The 21633-nt window shown below is 62.4% G+C and carries 23 protein-coding genes and 5 tRNA genes; 15 read left to right on the top strand and 13 right to left on the bottom strand.

Features of this window, described 5'->3' with window-relative positions:
• Window positions 1-9: 9 nt before the first annotated feature.
• A tRNA-Phe gene (locus tag A5779_RS34070) sits at window positions 10-74 on the bottom strand.
• A gap of 848 nt (window positions 75-922) precedes the next feature.
• On the opposite strand from A5779_RS34070, the gene A5779_RS19900 reads away from it, so the two are divergent.
• Both A5779_RS19900 and A5779_RS19895 read left to right on the top strand, forming a co-directional pair.
• Window positions 923-1783 (top strand): rolling circle replication-associated protein, encoded by an 861-nt coding sequence (locus tag A5779_RS19900; protein ID WP_236734816.1) that lies wholly within the window; start codon window positions 923-925, stop codon window positions 1781-1783.
• 15 nt (window positions 1784-1798) lie between these two features.
• Window positions 1799-2272 (top strand): hypothetical protein, encoded by a 474-nt coding sequence (locus A5779_RS19895; RefSeq protein WP_064884847.1) that lies wholly within the window; start codon window positions 1799-1801, stop codon window positions 2270-2272.
• Between the two features lie 15 nt (window positions 2273-2287).
• On the opposite strand, the gene A5779_RS19890 is transcribed toward A5779_RS19895, so the two are convergent.
• Together A5779_RS19890 and A5779_RS19885 are read right to left on the bottom strand one after the other, a co-directional pair.
• Window positions 2288-2587: a WXG100 family type VII secretion target gene (locus A5779_RS19890; RefSeq protein WP_064884845.1), complete on the bottom strand. Its 300-nt coding sequence runs from the start codon at window positions 2585-2587 to the stop codon at window positions 2288-2290.
• Entirely contained in the window at window positions 2588-2890 is a 303-nt protein-coding gene (locus A5779_RS19885) for a WXG100 family type VII secretion target (protein WP_064884843.1), read from the bottom strand.
• 102 nt (window positions 2891-2992) lie between these two features.
• Between A5779_RS19885 and A5779_RS19880 the strand changes: the two genes are divergently transcribed.
• Entirely contained in the window at window positions 2993-4348 is a 1356-nt protein-coding gene (locus A5779_RS19880; RefSeq protein WP_236734815.1) for a WXG100-like domain-containing protein, read from the top strand.
• Window positions 4349-4451: 103 nt separating this feature from the next.
• Window positions 4452-5285, top strand: coding sequence for a pentapeptide repeat-containing protein (locus A5779_RS33080; RefSeq protein ID WP_165609805.1), 834 nt, complete (start codon window positions 4452-4454; stop codon window positions 5283-5285).
• Window positions 5286-5354: 69 nt separating this feature from the next.
• On the opposite strand, the gene A5779_RS19870 is transcribed toward A5779_RS33080, so the two are convergent.
• Both A5779_RS19870 and A5779_RS19865 read right to left on the bottom strand, forming a co-directional pair.
• Entirely contained in the window at window positions 5355-5978 is a 624-nt protein-coding gene (locus tag A5779_RS19870) for a hypothetical protein (RefSeq protein ID WP_064884837.1), read from the bottom strand.
• Between the two features lie 12 nt (window positions 5979-5990).
• Window positions 5991-7046, bottom strand: coding sequence for a ParA family protein (locus tag A5779_RS19865; protein WP_064884835.1), 1056 nt, complete (start codon window positions 7044-7046; stop codon window positions 5991-5993).
• Between the two features lie 207 nt (window positions 7047-7253).
• On the opposite strand from A5779_RS19865, the gene A5779_RS19860 reads away from it, so the two are divergent.
• Both A5779_RS19860 and A5779_RS19855 read left to right on the top strand, forming a co-directional pair.
• On the top strand, window positions 7254-12173 hold the full coding sequence (locus A5779_RS19860) for a DEAD/DEAH box helicase (RefSeq protein ID WP_064884833.1): 4920 nt from the start codon (window positions 7254-7256) through the stop codon (window positions 12171-12173).
• A gap of 66 nt (window positions 12174-12239) precedes the next feature.
• Window positions 12240-12443: a hypothetical protein gene (locus A5779_RS19855; RefSeq protein WP_064884831.1), complete on the top strand. Its 204-nt coding sequence runs from the start codon at window positions 12240-12242 to the stop codon at window positions 12441-12443.
• A gap of 11 nt (window positions 12444-12454) precedes the next feature.
• On the opposite strand, the gene A5779_RS19850 is transcribed toward A5779_RS19855, so the two are convergent.
• Window positions 12455-12883 (bottom strand): NUDIX hydrolase, encoded by a 429-nt coding sequence (locus A5779_RS19850; RefSeq protein WP_064884829.1) that lies wholly within the window; start codon window positions 12881-12883, stop codon window positions 12455-12457.
• Between the two features lie 92 nt (window positions 12884-12975).
• Between A5779_RS19850 and A5779_RS19845 the strand changes: the two genes are divergently transcribed.
• From A5779_RS19845 to A5779_RS19820, 6 genes are all read left to right on the top strand, one after another.
• Window positions 12976-13755, top strand: a complete 780-nt coding sequence (locus tag A5779_RS19845; protein WP_064884827.1) for a GntR family transcriptional regulator — start codon at window positions 12976-12978, stop codon at window positions 13753-13755.
• A 100-nt stretch (window positions 13756-13855) separates the two neighbouring features.
• Window positions 13856-14275 carry a hypothetical protein gene (locus A5779_RS19840; RefSeq protein WP_064884825.1) on the top strand — a complete coding sequence of 140 codons (420 nt, stop codon included), beginning with the start codon at window positions 13856-13858 and terminating at the stop codon, window positions 14273-14275.
• Window positions 14272-15594 (top strand): FtsK/SpoIIIE domain-containing protein, encoded by a 1323-nt coding sequence (locus A5779_RS19835; RefSeq protein WP_064884823.1) that lies wholly within the window; start codon window positions 14272-14274, stop codon window positions 15592-15594. Before A5779_RS19840 ends, A5779_RS19835 begins: the two co-directional genes overlap by 4 nt.
• Window positions 15591-15902: a hypothetical protein gene (locus A5779_RS19830; RefSeq protein WP_064884821.1), complete on the top strand. Its 312-nt coding sequence runs from the start codon at window positions 15591-15593 to the stop codon at window positions 15900-15902. The genes A5779_RS19835 and A5779_RS19830 overlap by 4 nt, the downstream gene beginning before the upstream one ends.
• Before the next feature lie 4 nt (window positions 15903-15906).
• A complete protein-coding gene (locus A5779_RS19825; protein ID WP_062914809.1) occupies window positions 15907-16143 on the top strand; it encodes a helix-turn-helix transcriptional regulator in 237 nt (78 codons plus the stop codon).
• A complete protein-coding gene (locus A5779_RS19820) occupies window positions 16143-17297 on the top strand; it encodes a tyrosine-type recombinase/integrase (protein WP_064884819.1) in 1155 nt (384 codons plus the stop codon). Before A5779_RS19825 ends, A5779_RS19820 begins: the two co-directional genes overlap by 1 nt.
• 38 nt (window positions 17298-17335) lie before the next feature.
• Here the strand turns inward: A5779_RS19820 and A5779_RS19815 are convergent.
• From A5779_RS19815 to A5779_RS19805, 3 genes are all read right to left on the bottom strand, one after another.
• Window positions 17336-17412: transfer RNA gene (locus A5779_RS19815), tRNA-Phe, on the bottom strand.
• A gap of 39 nt (window positions 17413-17451) precedes the next feature.
• Window positions 17452-17528, bottom strand: a tRNA-Asp gene (locus A5779_RS19810).
• A gap of 36 nt (window positions 17529-17564) precedes the next feature.
• A tRNA-Glu gene (locus A5779_RS19805) sits at window positions 17565-17637 on the bottom strand.
• A 135-nt stretch (window positions 17638-17772) separates the two neighbouring features.
• On the opposite strand from A5779_RS19805, the gene A5779_RS19800 reads away from it, so the two are divergent.
• Window positions 17773-17848: transfer RNA gene (locus A5779_RS19800), tRNA-Lys, on the top strand.
• 56 nt (window positions 17849-17904) lie between these two features.
• On the opposite strand, the gene A5779_RS19795 is transcribed toward A5779_RS19800, so the two are convergent.
• Complete coding sequence (locus A5779_RS19795; protein WP_064884817.1) at window positions 17905-18270, bottom strand: group I truncated hemoglobin; 366 nt, start codon at window positions 18268-18270, stop codon at window positions 17905-17907.
• A 260-nt stretch (window positions 18271-18530) separates the two neighbouring features.
• Here A5779_RS19795 and A5779_RS19790 point away from each other — a divergent pair, with 260 nt between their 5' ends.
• A complete protein-coding gene (locus A5779_RS19790; protein WP_236734814.1) occupies window positions 18531-18857 on the top strand; it encodes a DUF732 domain-containing protein in 327 nt (108 codons plus the stop codon).
• A 10-nt stretch (window positions 18858-18867) separates the two neighbouring features.
• On the opposite strand, the gene A5779_RS19785 is transcribed toward A5779_RS19790, so the two are convergent.
• Window positions 18868-19878: an oxygenase MpaB family protein gene (locus A5779_RS19785; protein ID WP_064884814.1), complete on the bottom strand. Its 1011-nt coding sequence runs from the start codon at window positions 19876-19878 to the stop codon at window positions 18868-18870.
• An 80-nt stretch (window positions 19879-19958) separates the two neighbouring features.
• On the opposite strand from A5779_RS19785, the gene A5779_RS19780 reads away from it, so the two are divergent.
• Window positions 19959-20543, top strand: coding sequence for a TetR/AcrR family transcriptional regulator (locus tag A5779_RS19780; RefSeq protein WP_055117677.1), 585 nt, complete (start codon window positions 19959-19961; stop codon window positions 20541-20543).
• Window positions 20544-20565: 22 nt separating this feature from the next.
• On the opposite strand, the gene A5779_RS19775 is transcribed toward A5779_RS19780, so the two are convergent.
• Together A5779_RS19775 and A5779_RS19770 are read right to left on the bottom strand one after the other, a co-directional pair.
• Complete coding sequence (locus A5779_RS19775) at window positions 20566-21006, bottom strand: hypothetical protein (protein ID WP_064884811.1); 441 nt, start codon at window positions 21004-21006, stop codon at window positions 20566-20568.
• Between the two features lie 170 nt (window positions 21007-21176).
• A complete protein-coding gene (locus tag A5779_RS19770) occupies window positions 21177-21623 on the bottom strand; it encodes a hypothetical protein (protein ID WP_064884809.1) in 447 nt (148 codons plus the stop codon).
• Window positions 21624-21633 lie beyond the last annotated feature (10 nt).

Raw genomic sequence — 21633 nt, 5'->3', positions numbered from 1 at the left:
TTCTCTCAGTGGCCAGGGCCGGGATCGAACCGGCGACCTTCCGCTTTTCAGGCGGACGGGATAGCCACTGACCTGCGGTTTATTTGATTCTGTGCGTCGTATGCGCCGCATTGAGCAGTGCTGACGTACCGAGGCCGTCCGACGAACGGACATAAACCGGACACGGTGCTTGCACTCCCGTCCAGGAGCTTTCGCGCTGCCGCTCACGTTGTGGGCAGCTTCGGAGGTTCCGGGGAGCAGGTAGCCGATGCCCAGAATCGCATCACCAGCCACCGGGTCGACACCATCGCCGGCCGGCACGACACTCGAACGCTCCTGCCCGTCATTCGGGGACAGTTCCGCTGGCGCCTCGGTTGACGGGAGGTCGCGAGCGCCCGAGGCCGCCAGGCCGCAGGGCGGGAGAGCGACAGCGGTCTGCCGGACGTCAACCGAGGCACCGGGCGTCAACCCGCCGACGAGCCGCGGGCTTGTTATATGTGCCAAAAGTGTCCGCGACGCGGTTGACGACGGGACTGCGACGGGCGAGCTGCGGGCGACCGACGCATTGGGGCTGCGATTCCCGAGCCCCAAGTTGGTCACTGCAGCTGCGGCATTGTTCGAGTCCGCTGCACCGTGGGCATGTGGTCCTGGGCGTCGCGGTGTCGAACCCGAATCTGGAGGGTTTCGCATCTTTATCGGTCCCGGTGTCGTCCGACTCGGGTGGACCAATCCTGTCCGGGCCGAGAAGACCGCCGAACGATCGGTCGGTCATCACCAACGTGACGTTGACGATGCGAAGTATCACGTTAGAAGCGACCTCGAACGCGATACAGGGCACGGTGATCAGGCCGTCGGGCGTTTGGCCCGACGGAGTCCTACGGGAAACGACCAAAGCGGAACTGGCGGTGTCATCACCGAATGGTCCCGAAAGTCACGCTCGGCGATGTGCCGCACTTTCGCGGAACTCGACTACAGCCCACTGGTGGAGTCTGACCGCGTCCCGGCGATGGTCACACTGACCTATCCCGGAGATTGGGAAGCCGTCGCCCCCGACGGGGCCAGTGTGAAACGGCACATGGTGTTGTGGCGCAAACGGTTTCAACGTGAATACGGCGAACCCGCACGTTACATCTGGAAGCTTGAGTTCCAGCGGCGCGGCGCTCCACACGTTCACCTATGGATGGCGCCGCCAATGTCACCGGGCCGCTCGGGGCGAGGCTTCGCGCAGTGGTTATCCGAGTCGTGGGCACAGGTTGTCGACCATCCGGACGCCGAGCAGAAGGCGCGACACCTACTCGCCGGCACCGCCATCGACGTGCGCAACGGGCTGCGGGCGTGCGATCCGAAACGATTGGCCATCTACTTCACCAAGCACTCATCGCCAAACATGCACGGCGACAAAGAATATCAACACATCGTTCCTGAACTATGGCAGCAGCCCGGTCACGGTCCTGGCCGGTTCTGGGGCGTGTATGGACTCAAGAAGGCTGTCGCCGTTGTCGAGGTCGCACAGGATGCATACCTGGCGGCTCGTCGGATCGTGCGGCGATGGTCACGCAGTCAGGCGGTCTACGGCGATTCATCCAGCCGCTTCCCTACCGCGGTGGTGCCGCGTACGGCAGTCCGCCTTGTCGCCCGGGTCGACCGCGATTCCGGCGTCGTGCAGCATCGCCGAGTCCGCCGACGACGCGCGCTCTGCGACCAAGGCGGACTGGCTGGCGGCTTCGCGCTCGTCAACGACGGCCCGACGTTTGCCTGCCAACTCGCTCGTGCACTGAACTCATCTGCGGCACTGAGGGTGTAGCTGTAGCGTGAGAGCATGGATTTCGAAGCGGCAGTGGATCCAAACGCGGCTCGCCGCGTAGGTGACTGGCTGGCCGAAGCGGTCACTGAGATTTCGGGAACGGCACGAGTTGGCGTAAGTGCGATGTCCGGCGGCGTAGGTCAAGTAACGGTCTCACCGCAGGGCCGACTGGTGCGGTTGCAGTTGGAGCCCAAGGCTTCTGAGCTCCGATCGGACCGATTAGCAGCGTGGATCGAGCAGGCGTATGTCGAAGCGTGCGAATCGGCGGTATCCCAGGTCCGTGAACGGATCAAGCAGGTTACCGACGCTAATCCGCAGCTCGCCGACATGTTCGAATTGCTTGACCGCGACTTCGGCAAGTTGAGCACAACCCTTCGGGCTCCGAAGCCCCGCGCAGAACGGGAACGTCAGGAACAGAATTTGGGACCCGATTGGGAAGAGCCAGAATGGGATCCGGCCTCCGATCCGTTCGGCCGCAACCGCAGATAGGCAGATGTTGGGTGGCTATTGCTCCCACATTTTGAGGTTGGCTTTTATCGCGCTGCTGTAGTTCTCGTGGGCGGTCTTGGCGCCCTCGCGGATTTTGCGCAACCCGTCCTGCAAATCTTCAACCCCGGACCGCCACTGCGCTTGCCAATGTTTGTGCGCCTGTTCTGTAGCACCTTGCCAAGGCATTGAGGCGACGAACGCTTCGATGTTGTCCACGTTGGTGTCGGTCGCCCTAGTGAACCGAGCCATGTGGTCGATCAAAGAATCAAGTGCGTCCAGGTCAACTGTGTAGGCGTCGTCGCTGCCGGTGCCCATCTACATGCCCCCCTGATCCTGGGTCTGAAACCTGTTGGCGGATTCGACGACGAGGCCGGTCGCCTGTTCGAGGGCGACGACAATCTTGTGGACGCCTTGTTGCCATTGTTGCCAGCCATCGTCGAGCTTGGCAGCGGCTGTCCCTGTCCAGGAACCCTCGATCACCTCGCCGCCTTCGGTTTTGAGAGCTTCAAATGCGGTCTTGATGTCGGAGTTGACGTCGTCAATTCCCTGCGCGGAGGTGATGACTTCCGGGACCCGGATACCGAGCACATCCCCCGACCCGCCGTTATCTGCTGCCACCCCGCCCTCCCTTGAAACTTGGTGCCGGTACTGTAGCCGGTTGTGGCTTAGGCTGCTGCCTAGCAACTGCCAGTGTAGGGGTCTGTGGGGGGAGGGCCAGCGATGGTTGATGTGGATCCGCAGGTGTATTTCTCCGCGTCAGCCTCGACCAGGTTCAGCGCCCAGCAACTTGTCGGGGCACTCAGCGGACTCAGCAGCAGCCTTTCGGCGTCAGGCGGTATGGCTGGTTCAGACAACACCGGTGAGGAGTTCAGCGGCGGTTACGACCAGGCCGCCAAGGATCTCGCGACGATGCTTGCGGGGCTGGGAGATATGTCGCACAACGCCGCAGACCTCATCAAGGTTAGCGGCGATAACCATGCTGCCGCGAACCGCGCTTCCGCCGATGGATCGACACCCCCGCCGTCGGTGCCGATTCCCACCGCCACCACGACAGCAGTACCGAGCATTCCATCTGCCTATGGGGGCGGCGGGAGCGAACCAACCGGGGCCATCGCAACGGCATGGAATTTCATCCAGGACATGGTGGGCTACGTCTGGCCCAACGGCAGCCCCGAGAAGCTCGAGTCAGCCGCGCAAGCGTGGACCGACGCCGGGAACGCCATCAGAACCGGGGCTGGCCCCCTCGACCAGGCGAAGTCGGGCCTGAGCGGGCAGGTGTCGCCCGAGGTTCCCGCCGCTACCCAACACCTCGCTGACCTCAAAAGTAAGTTTGACGACGCATCCGGGGCTTGCTTCAACATGGCCACCAGCTGCAACAACCTCGCGCAAGCCATTAAAGACGCACACCAACAGTTGATTGACGAACTGGCGCAGTTTGCCGCCGAGTTCGTCGTGGGTGAAGTCGTGTGCGCCATACTCTTCGAAATCGGCGGCGAAATATGGGGCAACGCGCTCCTCGCTGCCCGCGCAGCAGTCATTGCGCAACGCTGCGCTCGAATTATCGAAAAACTCATCGAACTCGCACGAGGTGCCGCACGCGTCGCAAAAGCCGCAGCAGAAGCCATCGCCAAGGTCGTCGAGAAGGTTAAAAGCGCGGTCGCTGCGCTCGTCACTCGCACTAACGCCGACCGCAATGTAGACGCCCTTGTCAAATACACAAAGCAAGCACTAGACGATTTCGATAACGGCACTATCGGTTTCAGTAGAGGGCAAATTGATGCCCTCAAAAAGAACCCCAATCTCTACAATGCCTTCAAAGGAAGCGTTCTTGACACTCAGGTCAAGAAACTGGTCGACGCAGACTTGTCCCTCAAGGACCTAACGTCCACCGGACTTTTCAAATATGGTCCAGATTTCGTCAACACAGCACCCAAACCAGGCCAAGCGCCTTGGTACGATCTCACTACAATGAAGCAATGGGCCGCACATGCGAAGTACGAATCTTCACACGGTGGCCCGGGCGGTGGAATAATCTGGGACACCCCAGGAGGAGTGACGTATGTCCCCCCAAAGTAGCAACGAGCTGCAATCTCGGTGGAATGAGGAATCACGGGCATTCGTAGTTGATTCGTTGTTACGTGGGCGACCAACGTCGCCCCACGGAACGCATGAAGGTCGAGTGGATCTACGCGGACTCACCATCGACGAACCCGAGCGGTCCCGAGTCAACGAGAATGTAGATCGAATTTCGAAAGTCTATGAGTTCAACAACTTGACGATCAGGGACGTTGATCTAAGCCACGCGGTACTGCCTGAGTGGCGAGTGGTCAGAAGCTCGTTTACCAACTGCGTTTTCAACGCCTCAACCCTTCCTTCGTTGCGAACATACTCAGCAACGTTTATTGACTGTTTTTTCCGAAACGCGTCGATGCGTGAAGCCTCATTAGGTGCGCAAGAAAGCAAGAAAAATGCGGGCGGCGTCTACGCAGGGTGCGATTTCACTGGAGCCGACCTGCGCGACATTAATACCGACCAAGGACGATTTGCCAATTGCATATTTGCCGGGACTCGATGGAGCAACACACGGACACTTACGGCGGTATTCGAGAACTGCGACTTTCGAGACGCAGAGATCAGCGAAGTATTCTTTGACGGGCGGCGTTTCGACAGCAAGGGTCCAGCTGGACTCGGCGAAAATAAGTTGAAAGGCTGTGACTTCTCGACGAGTCGGTTGGAGAGCACCAGTTTTCTGGCCATCGATTTCAGAAATCTCATCCCCCCAAGGGGCGAGCAATACGTTCTAGTAACCGACTTCCCTCGTCGAGTCGAGATTGCATCGGACCGACTAAAAGCCAATGGCAGCGGCGACGCATCTTGGTTGGCACTCCGTTACAAAATGGAGTTCGCCGCTGCAAAATTCTTGCCTAAAGATGCGACTGGAATGCTGGATTTTGGAGGGCTATCGGATGCTGACGCGAAGCTGCTGGCCGCCGTGTTCGAATTAGATCACTGAGGCGTCAAGCACTGCTCTTTGCTGAGCGGAAGCGCCCTGGCGTTCGGCAGTAGCGCAATGTCCCCCAGTTCAAGTAACCGCTTGGATGCCTCGTGCGACCTGGTCTAGGAACATAAGGGCATCTTCAACCGTGGCGCGCGTCATTGGGTAAGGTTCGTCTCCAGGCGGCGTTGGGTCCAGGTCGGACTGGTGCACGATTGTGTTCCTCCGGTCCGCTATCAGCGTCAATCGGCGCTTAAGGATTTGATCGCCAGTGTCCCCACCCAACGGTCCCTGGCCCAGATGGTCGGCGAGCGATTTCCACAGCTGAACATCGCTGATTAGACGTACCGCGTCAGCGACCTTGTCCGGCTTTTGAAAGCTGAGCAAGGAATGCTGTTCACGTATCTCGGTCTCCAGCCAGCCGAGCCCGGAGCCAGTCGCGGCGATTTGCGCCGATGCCAGCGACACTTTGAACTTCTGCAACGCCTTGGGCATTGGAGAGGCCGACGCAAATATGCCCAGGATCCGCACGCGGATTTCTTCATGGACGAAGGTGTCGAACGCGCTCACCCCTTGAACGAACGCTGCACGATGGACGTCGGACAGGTCCATCGCCCCCGACGTAGTGCTGGCCAGCGAAGACGCTAGACCCATCATGTCCCGCGCCCTGGAGAGGCTTCGCTCGAACAGGTCGAGTTCACGTTTCGGCATGTGCGGTAAGGGTCAGTCGGACTCGATCATCGCGGTGATCTTGTTGGTGAGGTCGGTGAACTGCTGGTTGAACGCGTCGCGCGACTCAGTCCAGTTATCGAGCACAGAACCGGTTCCCCCTAGCTGTGCCTCCGTCAGTGCGAACACTGGGGTGCAGTTCTCCTGGGACTTCGCGATGAGGCTGTTGAACTCGGCAATCTGAGCCAGACAGAGGTCGTCCATGGATACGCCGCCGGCAGCGTACTGGGTTTCGGAGAGCAATAGTCCGCCGTCCTTCAGCGCCGGCACGAGACGACTTTTCACCGCGTCGTTGATCTCGTCAATCCACTTCTGGAAGGCAGCGGCTGGCTGCCCGCCCCTGGGGCGGTACTTCTGCACAACCGTACCGAGCACCCTCATCCCCGGCTCAGGAAAGGGATAGGCGGCACTGCTGAGTATCGGCATCGTGAACGCTTGCTCCGCCCACCGTTTCCAACGGGGCAGCACCCTGGATATCGAGTCGATGGCCATTACTGAGAAGAAGTCCGGAGCTGTTGGCAGGATCACGTAATCAGACGTGGACACAAGATTTTGATTTATCGGGCCGAGCCCAGGACTCAGGTCAATAATCACGTAATCGGCTTCGACCGAGGCGGCGGTCCTCTTTATCAAGAACGACAGGCTGCCCGGAAGATTCTTGAGCGCCTGGATGGACCCGCTGAGTTCCTGTGCGATGCCCAGCGTGTTCTCGTATTCAGCAAGGCGGATATCACCGGGCAGAAGGTGGAGTCCTTGCCTGGTCTCAACGCTTAGCAGCGGAACGGCGCTCACTTCACGAGGTTGGGCTTCGAACGCTGGTGCCAAGCCTGTATAGATGGTGCCGCGGTCAACAATTGCCTCGAGGTCCGAAAGTTCCGTGAAACCAGTCACCATGCCTGTCAGGTTGCACTGCGGGTCAGCGTCTACGAGCACGACAGTGTGGCCCTGTTCGGCGAGCTTCCAGCCGAGGTTGAAACTGGTGGTTGTCTTGCTGACACCGCCCTTGTGGTTGAAGAGCGCGATCGTGGTCAGTTGTCCGCCAGATGTCATGAAACGATTCTGACAGTCGTGCAAAACAGGCCTCCGTACGACTCGATATAAGTCCTCGTCGCGTCACCCGATCAGCCATGTGGACGAATCCGCCTGATGCTAGTAATCGAGATTCAAGCCGCTCCGAATCGCGCGGGGCCACCTTTCAGTCCACCGCTCATCGGCATAGGCTCACCTGGCGAAACCGCAAATTGAGGGGGACACAGCATGGGGTCAGTCCACGAGGTGATGGCGGCATTCCGTGAGGCGCCGTCGAACTCCGAACGCGGGACGAAGTTCGAGAAGCTGATGGTGCGTTACTTCGACCTGGACCCGTTGCTGTCGCAGCAGTACGACGCAGTGTGGCGGTGGATCGACTGGCCCGGTCGCAAAGGCAAGCCCGACACCGGAATTGACCTGGTGGCCCGCGAGCGGAACAGCGGTGAGTACACCGCGATCCAATGCAAGTTCTACGAGCCAACCCACACGCTGCGGAAAGAAGACATCGACTCGTTTTTCACCGCTTCGGGCAAGAACCCGTTCACTAACCGGATCATCATCTCGACGACCGATCGGTGGGGACCCAACGCCGAGGACGCCCTTGAGGATCAACTGATCCCAGTGCAGCGGATCGGGCTCGCCGAGATCGCCGATTCACCGATCAGTTGGGACATCGCCTGGGTCGACGGTGACCTGCAAATCGACGTGGCAGAGGCAACCCGGCATGAACCACGGCCACACCAGGCACAGGCAATCGAGAAGGTGTTCGACGGCTTCGCCGCGGGGCACGATCGTGGCAAGCTGATCATGGCGTGCGGGACGGGAAAGACCTTTACCGCCTTGAAGATTGCCGAGCAGACCGCGGCCAAGAACGGCGACAACGCTCGAATCCTGTTCGCCGTCCCATCGATCTCACTGCTTTCACAAACCTTGCGCGAGTGGACCGCACAGACCCAATTGGACCTGCGCGCGTTCGCCGTGTGCTCGGACACCAAAGTGTCTCGGGCCGCCGAGGACATCAACACCTATGACGTGGCGATCCCGGTCACCACCAACCCGGCGAAACTGGTCACCGAAATGGGTCACCGGCGCCGCGCCAAGGGGCTGACCGTAGTGTTCACCACTTACCAGTCGCTGCCCGTCGTCGCCGAAGCGCAGAAACTCGGTGTCGATCAGTTTGACCTGGTGATCTGCGACGAGGCGCACCGCACGACAGGCGTGACGGTGGCCGGCGCGGACGAGTCAAACTTCGTCCGCGTTCACGACGCCGACTACCTGCACGCCGCCCGTCGCCTCTACATGACGGCCACACCGCGGATCTTCGACGAGACCGTTAAGGCCAAGGCCGACGAGCATTCGGCGGTCCTGACGTCGATGGACGACGAGGCCGTCTATGGGCCGGAGTTCCACCGCCTTTCGTTTGGCGAGGCAGTCGAGCGGGGTCTGCTCACCGACTACAAAGTCCTCGTGCTCACCGTGGACGAGGAGATGGTGGCAGCCCCGCTGCAAGCCCAACTCGCCGCCGGCGGAGAACTGGGCAACCTTGATGACGCGTCGAAGATCGTCGGTTGCTGGAACGGACTGGCCAAACGCGCCGGAAAGACCCCCGACGGCAAAGGCTTCACGCCAGGTGAGCCGCCGATGCGGCGAGCGGTCGCGTTCGCCAAGGACATCGCCACGTCAAAGCAGGTCGCCGAACTCTTCCCGAAAGTCGTTGACGCATACCGAGATATGTTGACCGACAAACGAGATGACAGCGGCGAATCGAACGGGACGAACCTGGACCTGGCCGTTCAGGTCCACCACGTCGACGGCACATTCAACGCGCTGGAACGCAATCGAGAACTGCAGTGGCTCAAAGCCCCGCTGCCTGACGGCGAGTGCCGAATCCTGTCAAATGCGCGGTGTCTGTCGGAGGGGGTGGACGTACCCGCGTTGGATGCAGTGCTGTTCCTGCACCCCCGCAACAGCGTCGTCGACGTCGTCCAGTCCGTGGGGCGGGTAATGCGCAGGGCCGACGAAAAAGACTACGGCTACATCATCCTGCCGGTGGCCGTCCCGGCCGGTGTCTCGCCATCGCAGGCCCTCGGCGACAACCGTCGCTTCAAGGTGGTCTGGCAGGTGCTTAACGCGCTACGTGCCCACGATGACCGATTCAATGCGATGGTCAACTCCATCGCACTCAATGCCGCCACACCGGGCCTGGACAGCGGCCAGGGCTCAGATCGGTTGCTCGGCGGACACGTCGGACCCACCACTGACACACCCGAAACCCTTGGCACTGACGGTACTTCATCGATGGCACCAAGCGGTGACACAGATCCCTCGACCGGTGTGTCGGACGGTGGGCTGACAACGCAGATGGCGTTGTTTTCGCTCTCGGCGTGGCAGGAGGCCATCTACACCCGCATCGTCGACAAGGTCGGCACTCGTACTTATTGGGAGGACTGGGCCAAGGATGTCGCCGACATCGCTGCCGCCCTGATCGCCCGGATCGGCGCCCTGCTCGACGGTGCCGACCCCGATGTAACCGCAGCGTTCGACAAGTTCCTACAAGGACTGCGCGACAACCTCAACGATTCTATCGGCCGCGACGACGCGATCAGCATGCTTGCCCAGCATCTGATCACCGCGCCGGTGTTCGACGCGCTGTTCGCCAGCCACGAATTCGCAGCGCATAACCCGGTGTCTCTCGTCATGCAGGCCATGGTCGACCAGCTCGGCGCCGCCGGATTGGAAACCGAAACCGCCCACCTGGAAGGCTTTTACACCTCGGTGCGGATTCGGGCCTCGGAGGTGAGCACCGCTGACGGCAAGCAACAGGTGATCGCAGAACTGTACGAGAAGTTCTTTAAGATCGGTTTCGCCAAGCAGGCCAACGCTCTGGGCATCGTCTACACCCCCACCGAGATCGTCGACTTCATCCTGCGCGCGGCCGACCACGCCTCCCGCGAAGCATTCGGCCGCGGCCTCACCGACGAGGGTGTCCACGTACTCGACGGATTCACCGGAACCGGCACTTTCATGACGAGACTGCTGCAGTCCGGCCTGATCCGGACCGAGGATTTAGCCCGCAAGTACGCAAACGAGCTGCACGCCAACGAGATCATGCTGCTGGCGTACTACATCGCTGCGGTCAACATCGAGACCACATACCACGCGCTCACCGATGCCGCGTACTCCCCGTTCGAGGGCATTGTCCTGGCCGACACCTTCCAGATCACCGAAGACGGCGACTCTCTGGACACAGAGATGTTCCCGCAGAACAACTCCCGCATCGCACGGCAGATCACAGCGCCCATTCACATCGTGGTCGGTAACCCGCCCTACTCCGTGGGCCAGGACTCTGCCAACGACCTCAACGCGAACCTCGCCTACCCGACGCTGGACAAACGGATCGCCGATACCTACGCCGCCCGCTCCACCGCCACAAGTCAACGCACTCTGTACGACTCGTATTTGCGGGCGTTCCGGTGGGCCACCGACAGGATCGGAGATCACGGCATCGTGGCGTTTGTCTCCAATGGCGGCTGGATCGATGGCAACACCGCTGACGGAATCCGGCTGTCACTCGCCGACGAGTACAGCCGGATCTACGTCTACAACTTCCGAGGCAATATGCGAAAGACTAACTGGCGCGAAGAGGGTGGCCAGATATTCGGAGCCGGATCCCAAGCAACAATCGCGGTATTCCTCGGTATCAAGCACCCAACCGACACAGGACCATGTGAAGTCCTCTACCGGGACATCGGTGACAACCTCACCCGCGATGAGAAACTGGCGATAGTCGCCGCCAGTGCCCTCGACACCGCTGAGTGGCAGCCTATTACTCCGAACAGTCACGGTGATTGGATCAACCAGCGGAGTGACAACTTCACCGCCTGGCCAGCTATCGGGGACAAGAAGCAGCCGTCGTCCGCGGTCTTCTCCAACTACTCACTCGGGCTCGCCACGGGGCGTGACGCCTGGTGTTACAACTTCAGCGACGCCGCGCTCAGGACAAACATCGACCGGACGATCACCTTCTACAACCAGCAGGTCGAGGGTTACGCGGCTTGGTGCGAGCGCAACCAGATCGCCGATCGCAAAGGCAACGTCGACCGATTTATCGATTCTGACGCCACAAAAATCAGCTGGAATCGAAATGCTCGGCAAGATCTCGCTCGCGGTATGCGCTATTCGTTCAAACCTTCCGCGATACGGGTGTCCGCCTACCGGCCATTCACCCGGCTAAACGGCTACTTCGAGCGCGAGTTCAACGCGATGGTGTACCAGCTACGCTCGATCTTCCCGACACCGCAGCACTTCAACACCGGTATCCTGGTCCTTGCGCCACGCGACGGGACGACCTTCGCAACGCTCATTACCGACCAATTGCCGGACCTCTCTTTCTTCACCTACACCGCTCAGTTCTTCCCGCGCTGGACCTACGAAAAAGCCGACACCGATGGCGCCCTGGACCTCGAAACCAATGCCGAAGAAACCGACGAGTACGGCTATCGCCGCGTCGACAACATCACCGACAACATCCTCGCGCTGTACCGGGATGCGATCGGGGACCAGGTCACCAAGGACGAGATCTTCTTCTACGTCTACGGCCTGCTCCATGACCCGGCCTACCGGCGGACCTACGCCGCTGATCTGAGGAAGATGCTGCCGCACATCCCCACCCCCGATTCGCGCGAACGGTTCGAGCAACTGGCCGCAGCCGGGCGGGCACTGGCCGATCTGCATGTCGGTTACGAGTCCGTAGCGCCGTACCCCGTCGACATCCAGGTCAAGCCCGGCGTTGATCCCGGTGTCCGAGACACTTGGCGGGTTTCAAAACTGAAGTGGGCCAAGAAAAAAGACCCCGAGACCGGCAAGAGCGCCGATGATGTGACCACCCTTGTCTACAACCCGAAGGTGACCATCATTGGAATCCCGCAAGAGGCCGATCGCTACATGCTCGGCTCGCGGTCCGCACTGGCTTGGATCGTCGACCGCTACCAGGTCAAGACCGACAAGGCCTCCGGCATCGTCAATGACCCCAACGATTGGTGCGATGAACACGACGATCCGCGCTACATCGTCGATCTCATCGCCAAGGTCACGACCGTTGCGGTGGAAACGATGAAGATCGTCGACGGGCTCGCCGAAAGCGGATAGGACCCGACGACTAGGCCATGTGTCGGATCGCGATTTGTTGTCGGTCGACCGCGATAGCTTCGGAGCATGGTGACCTACTTGTTGAGCGAGTCCACCGAGGGCTGGGTGCTCTATGACGACGCAGGCAGAACCGCGCTGCTGCCCGGTGATCTCAATACCGTGCTACTCGATGCGGCCAAAGTGATGCGTGAGAACGGCGACCAAGTGCATGGCGGGTGGACCGCAGTGCCCGGCACCGAAGTGCAGACACTGCGTTTTCTCCCGAGATAGCACGCGAGCTGCTATATACACAGGAGATTCACGCCGTCGTGCGCCCGCGACTGCGGCGACTCTTCGAAGGCGTCCAAGACGCGAACCCCGAATGCCGGCACCATCGCTGACTGCACTTCTTCCTTTGTCATCCAACGAATTTCGCGGGCCTCGTCGGTCGTGTGAGGTTCACCGCCGACTGGCCGGCAGCGATACACCAGCGCGACGATTCCGTGGGTCAGGTTCTTGTAGACGCCTGTTAGCCGCTCGACGGCGACCTCGATGCCGGTCTCTTCCAGCACCTCGCGCTGAACACCGACTTCGAAAGATTCGTCGAGCTCCAGGACTCCCCCAGGCGCCTCCCAATGGCCGTTGTCATCTCGCTTGATGACCAGCACCCGACCATCATCCCGGACGACAATGCCTGCGACGCTGACCGAGTGCTTCGGTGTGGCTGCCATGCAAGACTCCTACTCTGCGCCCGACTCCAGTCGTGACATGGGCGTGTCGTTTCCCTAGACTAGTCGCCTAGACATGTAAGGGAAGGCGCGCAGTGCTGCAACTTGGTCAGATCGACCGGTCGGACGACAAGCCGCCATACCGGCAGATCGCCGGCATGCTGCGTGATGCAATCTGCTCTGGCCAGCTCATCGCCGGTGAGCGCCTGCCATCCGAGGCAGCGTTGATCGACCACTTCGGCGTTGCCCGAATGACAGTTCGCCAGGCAGTACAAGATCTGCGCACTGAGGGCCTGGTGATCTCCGAACACGGCCGCGGTGTTTTCGTTCGTCCCGCTCCCCCGATTCGCCGACTCGCTTCCGACCGCTTCGCTCGCCGACATCGAGCGAGCGGCAAAGCGGCGTTCACCGTCGAGGCGGAGAAGTCAGGCTACGCGCCGCAGGTCGACAACATCAGCGTGACGCGCGAGCAACCGAATCCCACTGTCGCCGAACGTCTCCGATTGACTCCAGACGACGAGGTTATCGTTCGATCACGGCGCTACCTTGCCGACGGCCGGCCAGTCGAAACGGCAACCTCATACATTCCCGCCGCATTCGCCCAGGGCACCAAGATCGAACAGACCGACACCGGACCCGGAGGCATCTACGCTCGCCTCGAAGACGCCGGCCACATCTTGGACCGGTTCACCGAAGAGGTCGGCGCCAGGATGCCAACCCCCGAAGAGCGGCGAGCCCTGCAACTCGCGACCGGAGTGCCCGTGCTGACCGTGGTTCGGACTGCCTACGACACCAACGACGTGGCTGTCGAAGTGTGCGACACGGTGAAGGTGGCGTCCGCCTACCTGCTCGAATACGACTTCTCAGCGCGCTGAAGCCTCGCGAAACGATCAAATCCGGCGCAACGCTTGACTCGCTCCTCTAGACGACTATGTTAGATAGTCATCTAGTCCAATCCACTCGAAAGGTTCTGCAATGTCCATCCCTAAATGGCTCCAGATCGGGCATGACCAGGTTTTCTCCCTCGGCGCATTCCTCGTGTCCGAAGTGACGCCGATGGTCGATTTCGACAAGTCCTCCGGCGAAAACCGCGTGCAGGCGAGGGACCGCGACACCGGCCTACCCATGTGGCAGGTCGAAGTGCTCGACGGTGATCCGGCTGCGCCGAAGCGGAGCCGCACCGTAACCATCAAATTCGCCGCGGCAACGCAGCCAACTGCTCCGACCAATTCCAGCGGAACACCCTTCACCCCTGTGGTTCTCGAGGACCTGATTGCTCTGCCGTACGTCGAGCGGTCGGGCGACTTCTCCCGAATCGCGTGGTCCTACCGGGCCTCTGGCATGACAGCACCAGGCAAGTCGCCAACAGCGAACACGAACAGGGCATCGGCATGAATCCGGACCCGTTCGCACCAATCGATCCCGACACCCCACTGAGGTTCGACCACCTGCTGAACCTGCTGACCAACTTCGCCCTGTGTGTGGCTGCCGTCGTGGTCATCACCAGCGCCGTTCTCATCTACTGGCGACTGCGCTCACCGGAAACCTACGAGGAACGGTTCGCCTCACCCATCCGGCTCCTGCGCTGGCGGCTCTGGGCACATATCTCGTGGCAAAAGCTTTGCAAGCGATGCGGCTTGTCAGCTTCCGAGCAGGTCACTCGCCGCGACAACGAAGGCCGCCAGGCCACGTCGACACGTTGGTTTCATCCAAAGCTGTTGGGAACTGACGTGTCTCACACCACGCTGCGGCTGACGGTGCGGGCACGCATGGGGCAGACCGTCGAAGACCTGGAGCGCGCCGTACCCGCGATCCGCGACGCTGCCGCGGCTTACTCGGCACGGTCGGTTGTCGTCGCCCCCGGCACGCTTCGGATCGAGCTGGTCATGCGGGAGCAGTTGTCGACGGTATGTCACGTCGCGCCGCCGACTGCAGTGGCGACAGCACGAGTCACCCTCGGACGATGCGAGAACGGCTCAGCCTGGACCTTGCCGCTGAGCGGCCGACACACCCTCACGGTCGGCTGTTCAGGCTCCGGAAAAGGCTCCGTGTTCTGGGGCATCGCCGGTGGACTCGGGCCCGCCGTTGCCGCAGGAACGGTTCGCCTCGTCGGAATCGACCTGAAGTACGGCATCGAATTGTCAGTTGGCTCCGACTTGTTCACCAAGATCGCCACTACGGAATCCGACGCCGTGGAAACCCTTGCCGCGCTGGAGAAGTTGATGAACAAGCGCGGCAACGCGATGGCAGGTCACACGCGCGAGCACAGTCCAACCAAGGCCTCGCCCCTTGTGGTGCTACTGATCGATGAGCTGGCCGGAGTCACTGCGTACATGAGCGACCCGGCCCTGCGCAAGGAGGCCGCTACCTCGCTGTCGCGGATCCTCACGAAGGGGCGTGCGCTGGGAATCGTGGTGGCCGCGTTCCTTCAAGACCCACGCAAGGAAGTTCTACCGATGCGAGGACTGTTCACCCAGACCATCGCGCTTCGACTGCGATCCCGAGACGAAGTGACGATGGTGCTCGGTGACGGCATGGCCGACAACGCACCCGCACACCGAATCAGCCCCGAAAAACCGGGCACCGGCTACGTCGTCGCCGAGGACGGGCAAGTGACAAAGGTGCGATCCGACTACTGGTCAGATGAGCAAATCCGCACCGCCGCAAAGCAATACGGGCGTGCAAGCTCACCTGCAGGAAGGGCAGCTCAATGAGTTCCATCTTCGAACCACCCGACCAGGATCAGCTGGCGCGGTATGCCGATGACCTGACCCGCCGCGCCAACCTCGTCCGCAGACACGGATGGGACGAGTACCGGCATCGATGGTCCTGCGGCGAAGTCATCGGCACCGCCCTGATCCTGAACGACAACGCCGAAATCCAGCGCTGCGGCGAAACAACGACCTCCGCGCTGGAGCGGTGGGCATTCGACCTCTGGGGAGTCACCGGAGGTCAGTCCGACGCCGACGCTGGATTGCAGCGCACACGCGCCTGGTTCGACTCGATTCGCACAGCGAGGTGAAGCGATGGTCACTCACGGCCTCCGGGAGACTCTCGTCGCCGCAGGCAACTTTCCTGAGTTGCTGACCGCAGATCAGGTGTCGGCACTGCTCGGCGTCTCCGCCGCGACCCTAAACCGCTGGGCGGCGATCCGCGAAACCACCGGCGAGCAGATCGGCCCGCCCTGCTACATGCTGTCTGAGCGGGTACGCCGCTGGGACTGCGCCGAGGTCCGGTCCTGGCTGAAGCAGGTGCGTCGGTAATGGCCGGCAACACCCCGCGCGGCATCCGAAAGCGACTCAACGCAGCCGGGGAGCCCCGCTACCAAGTCCGCTACTTGATCCGTGATCCAGACGCCCCGTCAGGCTGGGTTGAAACGTCGGCGACGTTCCCGACACTGCGGGACGCGAAGGCGTTCAAATCCGAACGCGACAACGAGGCCGCACTCGGCGCCCGCCGATTCGATCCGCGCCTCGGCCGCACGCCGCTCAACCGGATCTGGACCCAGTTCTCCGGCTCCAAGAAACCGGCAGTGTCGCCGAAGACGTGGAGCGGCTACACCCAGCACTGGGAACTTCGCATCGCGCCGCGGTTCGGCCATATGCCCGTCGAAGAGATCACTCGCGCCGACGTCCAGGCGTTCGTCGATGGCTTGACAGTCGGGCCGTGGGCGAAGGTGTCGACGCTGCGACTCCTGCGTTCGATTCTCGACGTCGCCCACCAGGACGGCCGGATCCACCGCAATCCTGCCCTCGGCGTCTCAGCGGGCCGGATTCCTGAGCGAGAACGGCACCGCTACCTGACCGCGCAGGAAGTCCAGACCCTCGCCACCGCGTGCGTGGACCAGGGCGACGTCGTGACCATCCTGGCCTACACGGGCCTGCGCTGGTCCGAACTCGTCGGCCTGCGGGTCAAGGACGTCGACCTGACCGCCCGTCGCCTCTACGTCCGACGAGCGGCACCAGAAGTCGAAGGCCGCATCATCATCGGACCGCCCAAGACCCGGGCCGGCATCCGAACCGTCCCGCTCCCCCAAGTCGTCGTCGACATCTTCAAGTCGCGCATCACCGGCCGGGAACCCAATGAGCCCGCCGTCACCTCACCCAATGGGGCGATGCTGCGCTCCAACAACTGGCGTCGGCATACGCACTGGAACAAAGCCCTCAAGAAGACCGGCCTGGCGCCACTGACCATCCATGATCTCCGCCATACCTATGCCAGCTTGGCCCGCAAATCCGGGGCTGACCTTCGATACGTACAGAAGACCATGGGCCACTCCACGCCAACCGTGACCGCGAACATCTACAGCGACCTCTATGCCGATGAGCTGGACCAGGTCGCGACGAATCTCGATCAACTTCACGCGACCGAGATTCACGCACCGAAGACCGGACAAGAACCGGACAAAGAAAACTGACAACCGAGTGCAAGACCCGTGTCAATGCAGGTAAAGAGTGGTGGCCAGGGCCGGGATCGAACCGGCGACCTTCCGCTTTTCAGGCGGACGCTCGTACCAACTGAGCTACCTGGCCGGAAGGCCGTCGGCCTTAGACCGAAGTGCCTCGCCGTGATGGCGACCCTGACGGGACTCGAACCCGCGACCTCCGCCGTGACAGGGCGGCGCGCTAACCAACTGCGCCACAGGGCCTTACTTTTCCAGCATGCTCCACGTTTCCGCGTTGCGTACCCCCAACGGGATTCGAACCCGTGCTACCGCCGTGAAAGGGCGGCGTCCTAGGCCACTAGACGATGGGGGCCTAATCCGAATCTCTCCGGGGTACTCATCAACCTCGTTCGTTGGGAGCTTCGATAGCTTAGGGTACGGATGCCCAAATCTTCAAACCAGGTGGTCGCAGCACCAATTTCGGTCATCTTGTACCCTGTCTTCTCGCGCCCCTATAGCTCAGTTGGTAGAGCTACGGACTTTTAATCCGCAGGTCGTAGGTTCGAGCCCTACTGGGGGCACCACACACCCGCCGCAAGGCGGGTCACGGTGCGGTTCACGCGCTCCGCGCTCCAGCGGATTACGCGCTGCGCGCCGTCGCGATCTCGTCGGCCAGCGGAGCGATCGCGGCGATGATCTGGCCCACGATCGGTTCGGGCACTCCGGCACCGGCGAGGCCGTCGGCGAGGTGGCCTGCCACCAGTTTGAAGTGATGCATCGTGATGCCGCGCCCTTGATGGACCTGACGCATCGGTGCGCCGCTGTAGGGCACGGGGCCGCCCAGTGCCGCGGCGAAGAACTCGACCTGCTTGCCCTTGAGCCTGGCCATGTTGGTCCCGGTGAAGAACCCGGCCAGCTCGTCGTCCGCGAGCACCCGCCGATAGAAGTCCTCGACGACGGTCTCGAGTGCCTCTCCTCCGCCGATCTGGTCATAGATGGTCGTCATGGGGCCAGCCTCGCCTGGCGTCGTTGCCGCCCAATTTCAGACGCGTAGCCGAGCCGCTACGGCCGCCTCACGGGCGCGACGCGACGACGCGGCCTGCGCGGCGTGGGCCAGGGCCGTTTATCGTGGTGCACTGAGGTCGGACGGCCCAACGTAACGAAGATGGCGAGATCGCCGAGAAACCTCACGATCATGTTCACGGTCGAGGTCGACAGCATGAAGGAGTCAGCAGCATGTTCTCCCGGCGCCTACGCACTCGAGCCATGGCGACCGCGATCGGCGCCGCCGCGCTCGCGGCCAGCGCCGCATTCGGGGTCGCGCCGGCCCACGCGGACACTCAGGACGACCAGTTCTTCACGATCGTCAACGACCTGAAAATCCCCACCACGTCCGCCGAGGAGGCCGGCCAGGTCGGTCGCGGCGTCTGCGACGCGCTGACGAAGGGCAAGATCGAGCCCGCCCGCACGGTGCGTGGAGTGATCAGCCAGCTGATGAACCAGGCGGGCATCGACAAGCACCAGGCGGCAAACCTGGTCCGGGGTGCGGTCAAGGTCTACTGCCCACAGAACGCCCCGTTCGTCGGGCGCTGAGGCGGTCCGCTCAGACCTTCGGGCAGTAGTGCATCCCGTTGTCGCGGTGGCCGATTGGCGGCAGGTTGCGGGCCGGCGTGTGCACCAGCGGTGCGTCCGCCGGGAGACGGCCGGTGACCCGATCCCACGCGGTGCGCGCCCGCGGATGCATGCGGCGCCGACGCGGCACCACTGCGAACACCTTGCCAATCACCTTGCCCAACAGGCGATGTACTTTCTCGTCGCGCTCCGACCAGGTGTAGCCCATCAGTTCGCGCACCGCTGGGTGATACAGACCGACGGTGAACCAGACGAACAGCGGGTGCACCACATACTTGCGCTGCAGCGCCCACATCCAGTCGGGCATCTTCGACGCGAACGGCGGCTTGGGCAGCTCGGACAGATCCAAGACCTCACGGGCCGCGGTGTTGTTCTCCAACACGTTGCAACACATGTGTTCCCAGTAGACCTGGAAGTCCTCCCAGGTCTCCGGTACGGGGCGCATGCTCATCCCGTACATCGAGTACCACTGCTTGTGCTCCTCGAAGAGCTGCCGCTTCTCGGCCTCGGAGATCCCGCCCGCGAGCCGGTCGGCAACGATGATCGTGCCGACGAAGAACGTCGAATGCGCCCAGTAGAAGACCTCGGGATTCAGCGCGTGATAGCGGCGCCCCTGAGCGTCCACGCCTTTGATGTTGACGTGGTAGTCGCGCACCTCGGCGCCGGTCTGCGGCGCCCGATCGCCGTCGAACACGACGCCGCCGATGGGGTACAGCGAGCGCAGCAGCCGGGGCCAGCGCTCCTGAAAGAAGATCGAGTGCTCCTCGACGGCCGCACCGAGTTGCGGATGCATGTTCTGCATCGAACCGGCCCACGGACCCTGCAGCATGCCGCGCCAGTCACCGAAGTACTTCCAGGTCAGCGAATCCGGCCCGAGGGGTATCGGCGGTGCCTCGTACCCGCCCGGGGCAGCTGGGCAACCCGCCGCCACCGCATCGGAACCGCTGGTCACCGGGCATGTCTCAGAAGTATCTTGTGTCACAGGTGCGCTTTCTGCCGGCAGAACGAAGGTCCTGTTTCAATTGTGACTACACACGTTGTCATCAGAGCTTAGGAGTAGATGTGCCATCCGGTCAACGACGCGGCCGATGGTCGGGCGTTCCGCTGCAGGAACGCGCGGCCCGTCGTCGCGACGAACTGATCGCAGCGGGGGTCGGCCTACTCGGCAAAGCCGAGGGCCCGGCCCTGACCGTCCGCGCCGTCTGCCGTGCGGCCGAACTCACCGAACGCTACTTCTACGAGAGTTTCAGCGACCGTGACACGTTCGTCCGGGCCGTCTACGACGACGTCTGCGCCCGGGCGATGTCGGCCCTGACCACGGCGGCTACGCCCCGCGACGCGGTCGAGCGTTTCGTCGCACTGATGGTGGACGACCCCACCCAGGGCCGCGTGCTGCTGCTGGCCCCGGAATCCGAACCGGTGCTGACCCGCTCGGGCGCGGAATGGATGCCCAACTTCATCGGACTGCTACAGCGCAAACTGACCCGCATCGCCGACCCGGTGCGCCAGGCCATGGTCGCCACCAGCCTGATCGGAGCACTGACGGCGTTGTTTAGTGCCTACCTCGACGAGAGACTGCCGGCCAGCCGCGAACAGTTCATCGACTACTGCGTCGACATGCTGCTCGGGCGCATCGGCAGTTTCTGAGCAGACTCCCCGAGGTCCCCGGCTACTCGTCGGGGGTACTGGCCTCGGCGATCGGCGCTTGCTCGGCGGCCGCGGCCTCGTCTTCGGCAGCCTTGGCCTCACGTCCGGCCGGGCTGGCGATGGACGCACCGGGGTGAGCCTCGGTGGCGTGGTCACCGTCGCAGTTGAGCGACACCTCTGTCACGTCCTCGCGGTATTCGTAGTACGTGTCGGAAGTCTGCGGCACCAGCTGGCGCACGGTCCAGGCGTTGGTGACAATGCACTCGTCGCGCGGCAACCGGCTGCCCACGGTCACCGCGACGTGCGCCGTGCCGCCACCGTCCTCGATGGTGCTGACCGCGTCACTGTATGTCTGCCCTACGACGTCCGGCGCCGCCTGAGCCGCCCCCGCCCCCATCACCGCGAACGCAAAACCCGCCGCGGACATGCCGATAGCGCTTCCGAACCCGATCGCGATCTTCATATGGCCCGACCTTCCCCGTCCGGCGATCTCTCCCGGAGAGGTGGGGCGACGGCGCTTCCGGCCGTACGTGTCAGCAACCCCGCGGTCCGCGACAAGGTGTCACGGCAACACTCTTTGGGAGCTGACCTGGATTTTAGTCGGCAGCGGGGCTCACATCGAGTAATTAACCCTTACTCGTCGGGGGTGCTGGCCTCGGCAAGCCCTTCCTGCTCGGCGAGCTGGGCCTGCTGCTCGGCGTACGCCTGCTTCGCCTCCTCGAGATCGTCAGCAGCCTTGGCCTCGCGGCCCGCCGGGCTGGCGACCGAAGCGCCCGGATGGTTGGCGCTGGCATGAGCGCCGTCGCAGTTCAGGGCGACCATGACCTCGCCGGAGGCGTGACTACCGTCACGCACGAACGGTGCGTCCCACGCGTTGGTGACGATGCAATCCCCCTGGGACAGCTTGCTTCCCACGGTGACCGCCACCTTGGCGCTGGAACCGCTATCCTCGATCGCGCTCGAGGCGTCCGAGTAGGTCTGACCCACCACGTCAGGGGCGGCGGCTGCCATGCCGGCACCGAACAGCAGGGATACGGCCGCACCGGTGGCGAACGCGGCTCCGGCGCCGACGACAAACATTTTCACGTGT

It is taken from the genome of Mycolicibacterium peregrinum (assembly GCF_001665625.1).
GTDB classification, from domain to species: domain Bacteria; phylum Actinomycetota; class Actinomycetes; order Mycobacteriales; family Mycobacteriaceae; genus Mycobacterium; species Mycobacterium peregrinum_B.
This window is presented reverse-complemented; position numbering and strand designations above follow the sequence as displayed.

Excerpts from the sequence above, each read along its gene's own strand:
- A5779_RS19900 (WP_236734816.1), top strand. The coding sequence starts at position 923 with ATGTGCCGCACTTTCGCGGAACTCGACTACAGCCCACTGGTGGAGTCT.
- A5779_RS19895 (WP_064884847.1), top strand. The coding sequence starts at position 1,799 with ATGGATTTCGAAGCGGCAGTGGATCCAAACGCGGCTCGCCGCGTAGGT.
- A5779_RS19890 (WP_064884845.1), bottom strand. The coding sequence starts at position 2,587 with ATGGGCACCGGCAGCGACGACGCCTACACAGTTGACCTGGACGCACTT.
- A5779_RS19880 (WP_236734815.1), top strand. The coding sequence starts at position 2,993 with ATGGTTGATGTGGATCCGCAGGTGTATTTCTCCGCGTCAGCCTCGACC.
- A5779_RS19870 (WP_064884837.1), bottom strand. The coding sequence starts at position 5,978 with ATGCCGAAACGTGAACTCGACCTGTTCGAGCGAAGCCTCTCCAGGGCG.
- A5779_RS19865 (WP_064884835.1), bottom strand. The coding sequence starts at position 7,046 with ATGACATCTGGCGGACAACTGACCACGATCGCGCTCTTCAACCACAAG.
- A5779_RS19860 (WP_064884833.1), top strand. The coding sequence starts at position 7,254 with ATGGGGTCAGTCCACGAGGTGATGGCGGCATTCCGTGAGGCGCCGTCG.
- A5779_RS19855 (WP_064884831.1), top strand. The coding sequence starts at position 12,240 with ATGGTGACCTACTTGTTGAGCGAGTCCACCGAGGGCTGGGTGCTCTAT.
- A5779_RS19850 (WP_064884829.1), bottom strand. The coding sequence starts at position 12,883 with ATGGCAGCCACACCGAAGCACTCGGTCAGCGTCGCAGGCATTGTCGTC.
- A5779_RS19840 (WP_064884825.1), top strand. The coding sequence starts at position 13,856 with ATGTCCATCCCTAAATGGCTCCAGATCGGGCATGACCAGGTTTTCTCC.
- A5779_RS19835 (WP_064884823.1), top strand. The coding sequence starts at position 14,272 with ATGAATCCGGACCCGTTCGCACCAATCGATCCCGACACCCCACTGAGG.
- A5779_RS19830 (WP_064884821.1), top strand. The coding sequence starts at position 15,591 with ATGAGTTCCATCTTCGAACCACCCGACCAGGATCAGCTGGCGCGGTAT.
- A5779_RS19825 (WP_062914809.1), top strand. The coding sequence starts at position 15,907 with ATGGTCACTCACGGCCTCCGGGAGACTCTCGTCGCCGCAGGCAACTTT.
- A5779_RS19820 (WP_064884819.1), top strand. The coding sequence starts at position 16,143 with ATGGCCGGCAACACCCCGCGCGGCATCCGAAAGCGACTCAACGCAGCC.
- A5779_RS19795 (WP_064884817.1), bottom strand. The coding sequence starts at position 18,270 with ATGACGACCATCTATGACCAGATCGGCGGAGGAGAGGCACTCGAGACC.
- A5779_RS19790 (WP_236734814.1), top strand. The coding sequence starts at position 18,531 with ATGGCGACCGCGATCGGCGCCGCCGCGCTCGCGGCCAGCGCCGCATTC.
- A5779_RS19775 (WP_064884811.1), bottom strand. The coding sequence starts at position 21,006 with ATGAAGATCGCGATCGGGTTCGGAAGCGCTATCGGCATGTCCGCGGCG.
- A5779_RS19770 (WP_064884809.1), bottom strand. The coding sequence starts at position 21,623 with ATGTTTGTCGTCGGCGCCGGAGCCGCGTTCGCCACCGGTGCGGCCGTA.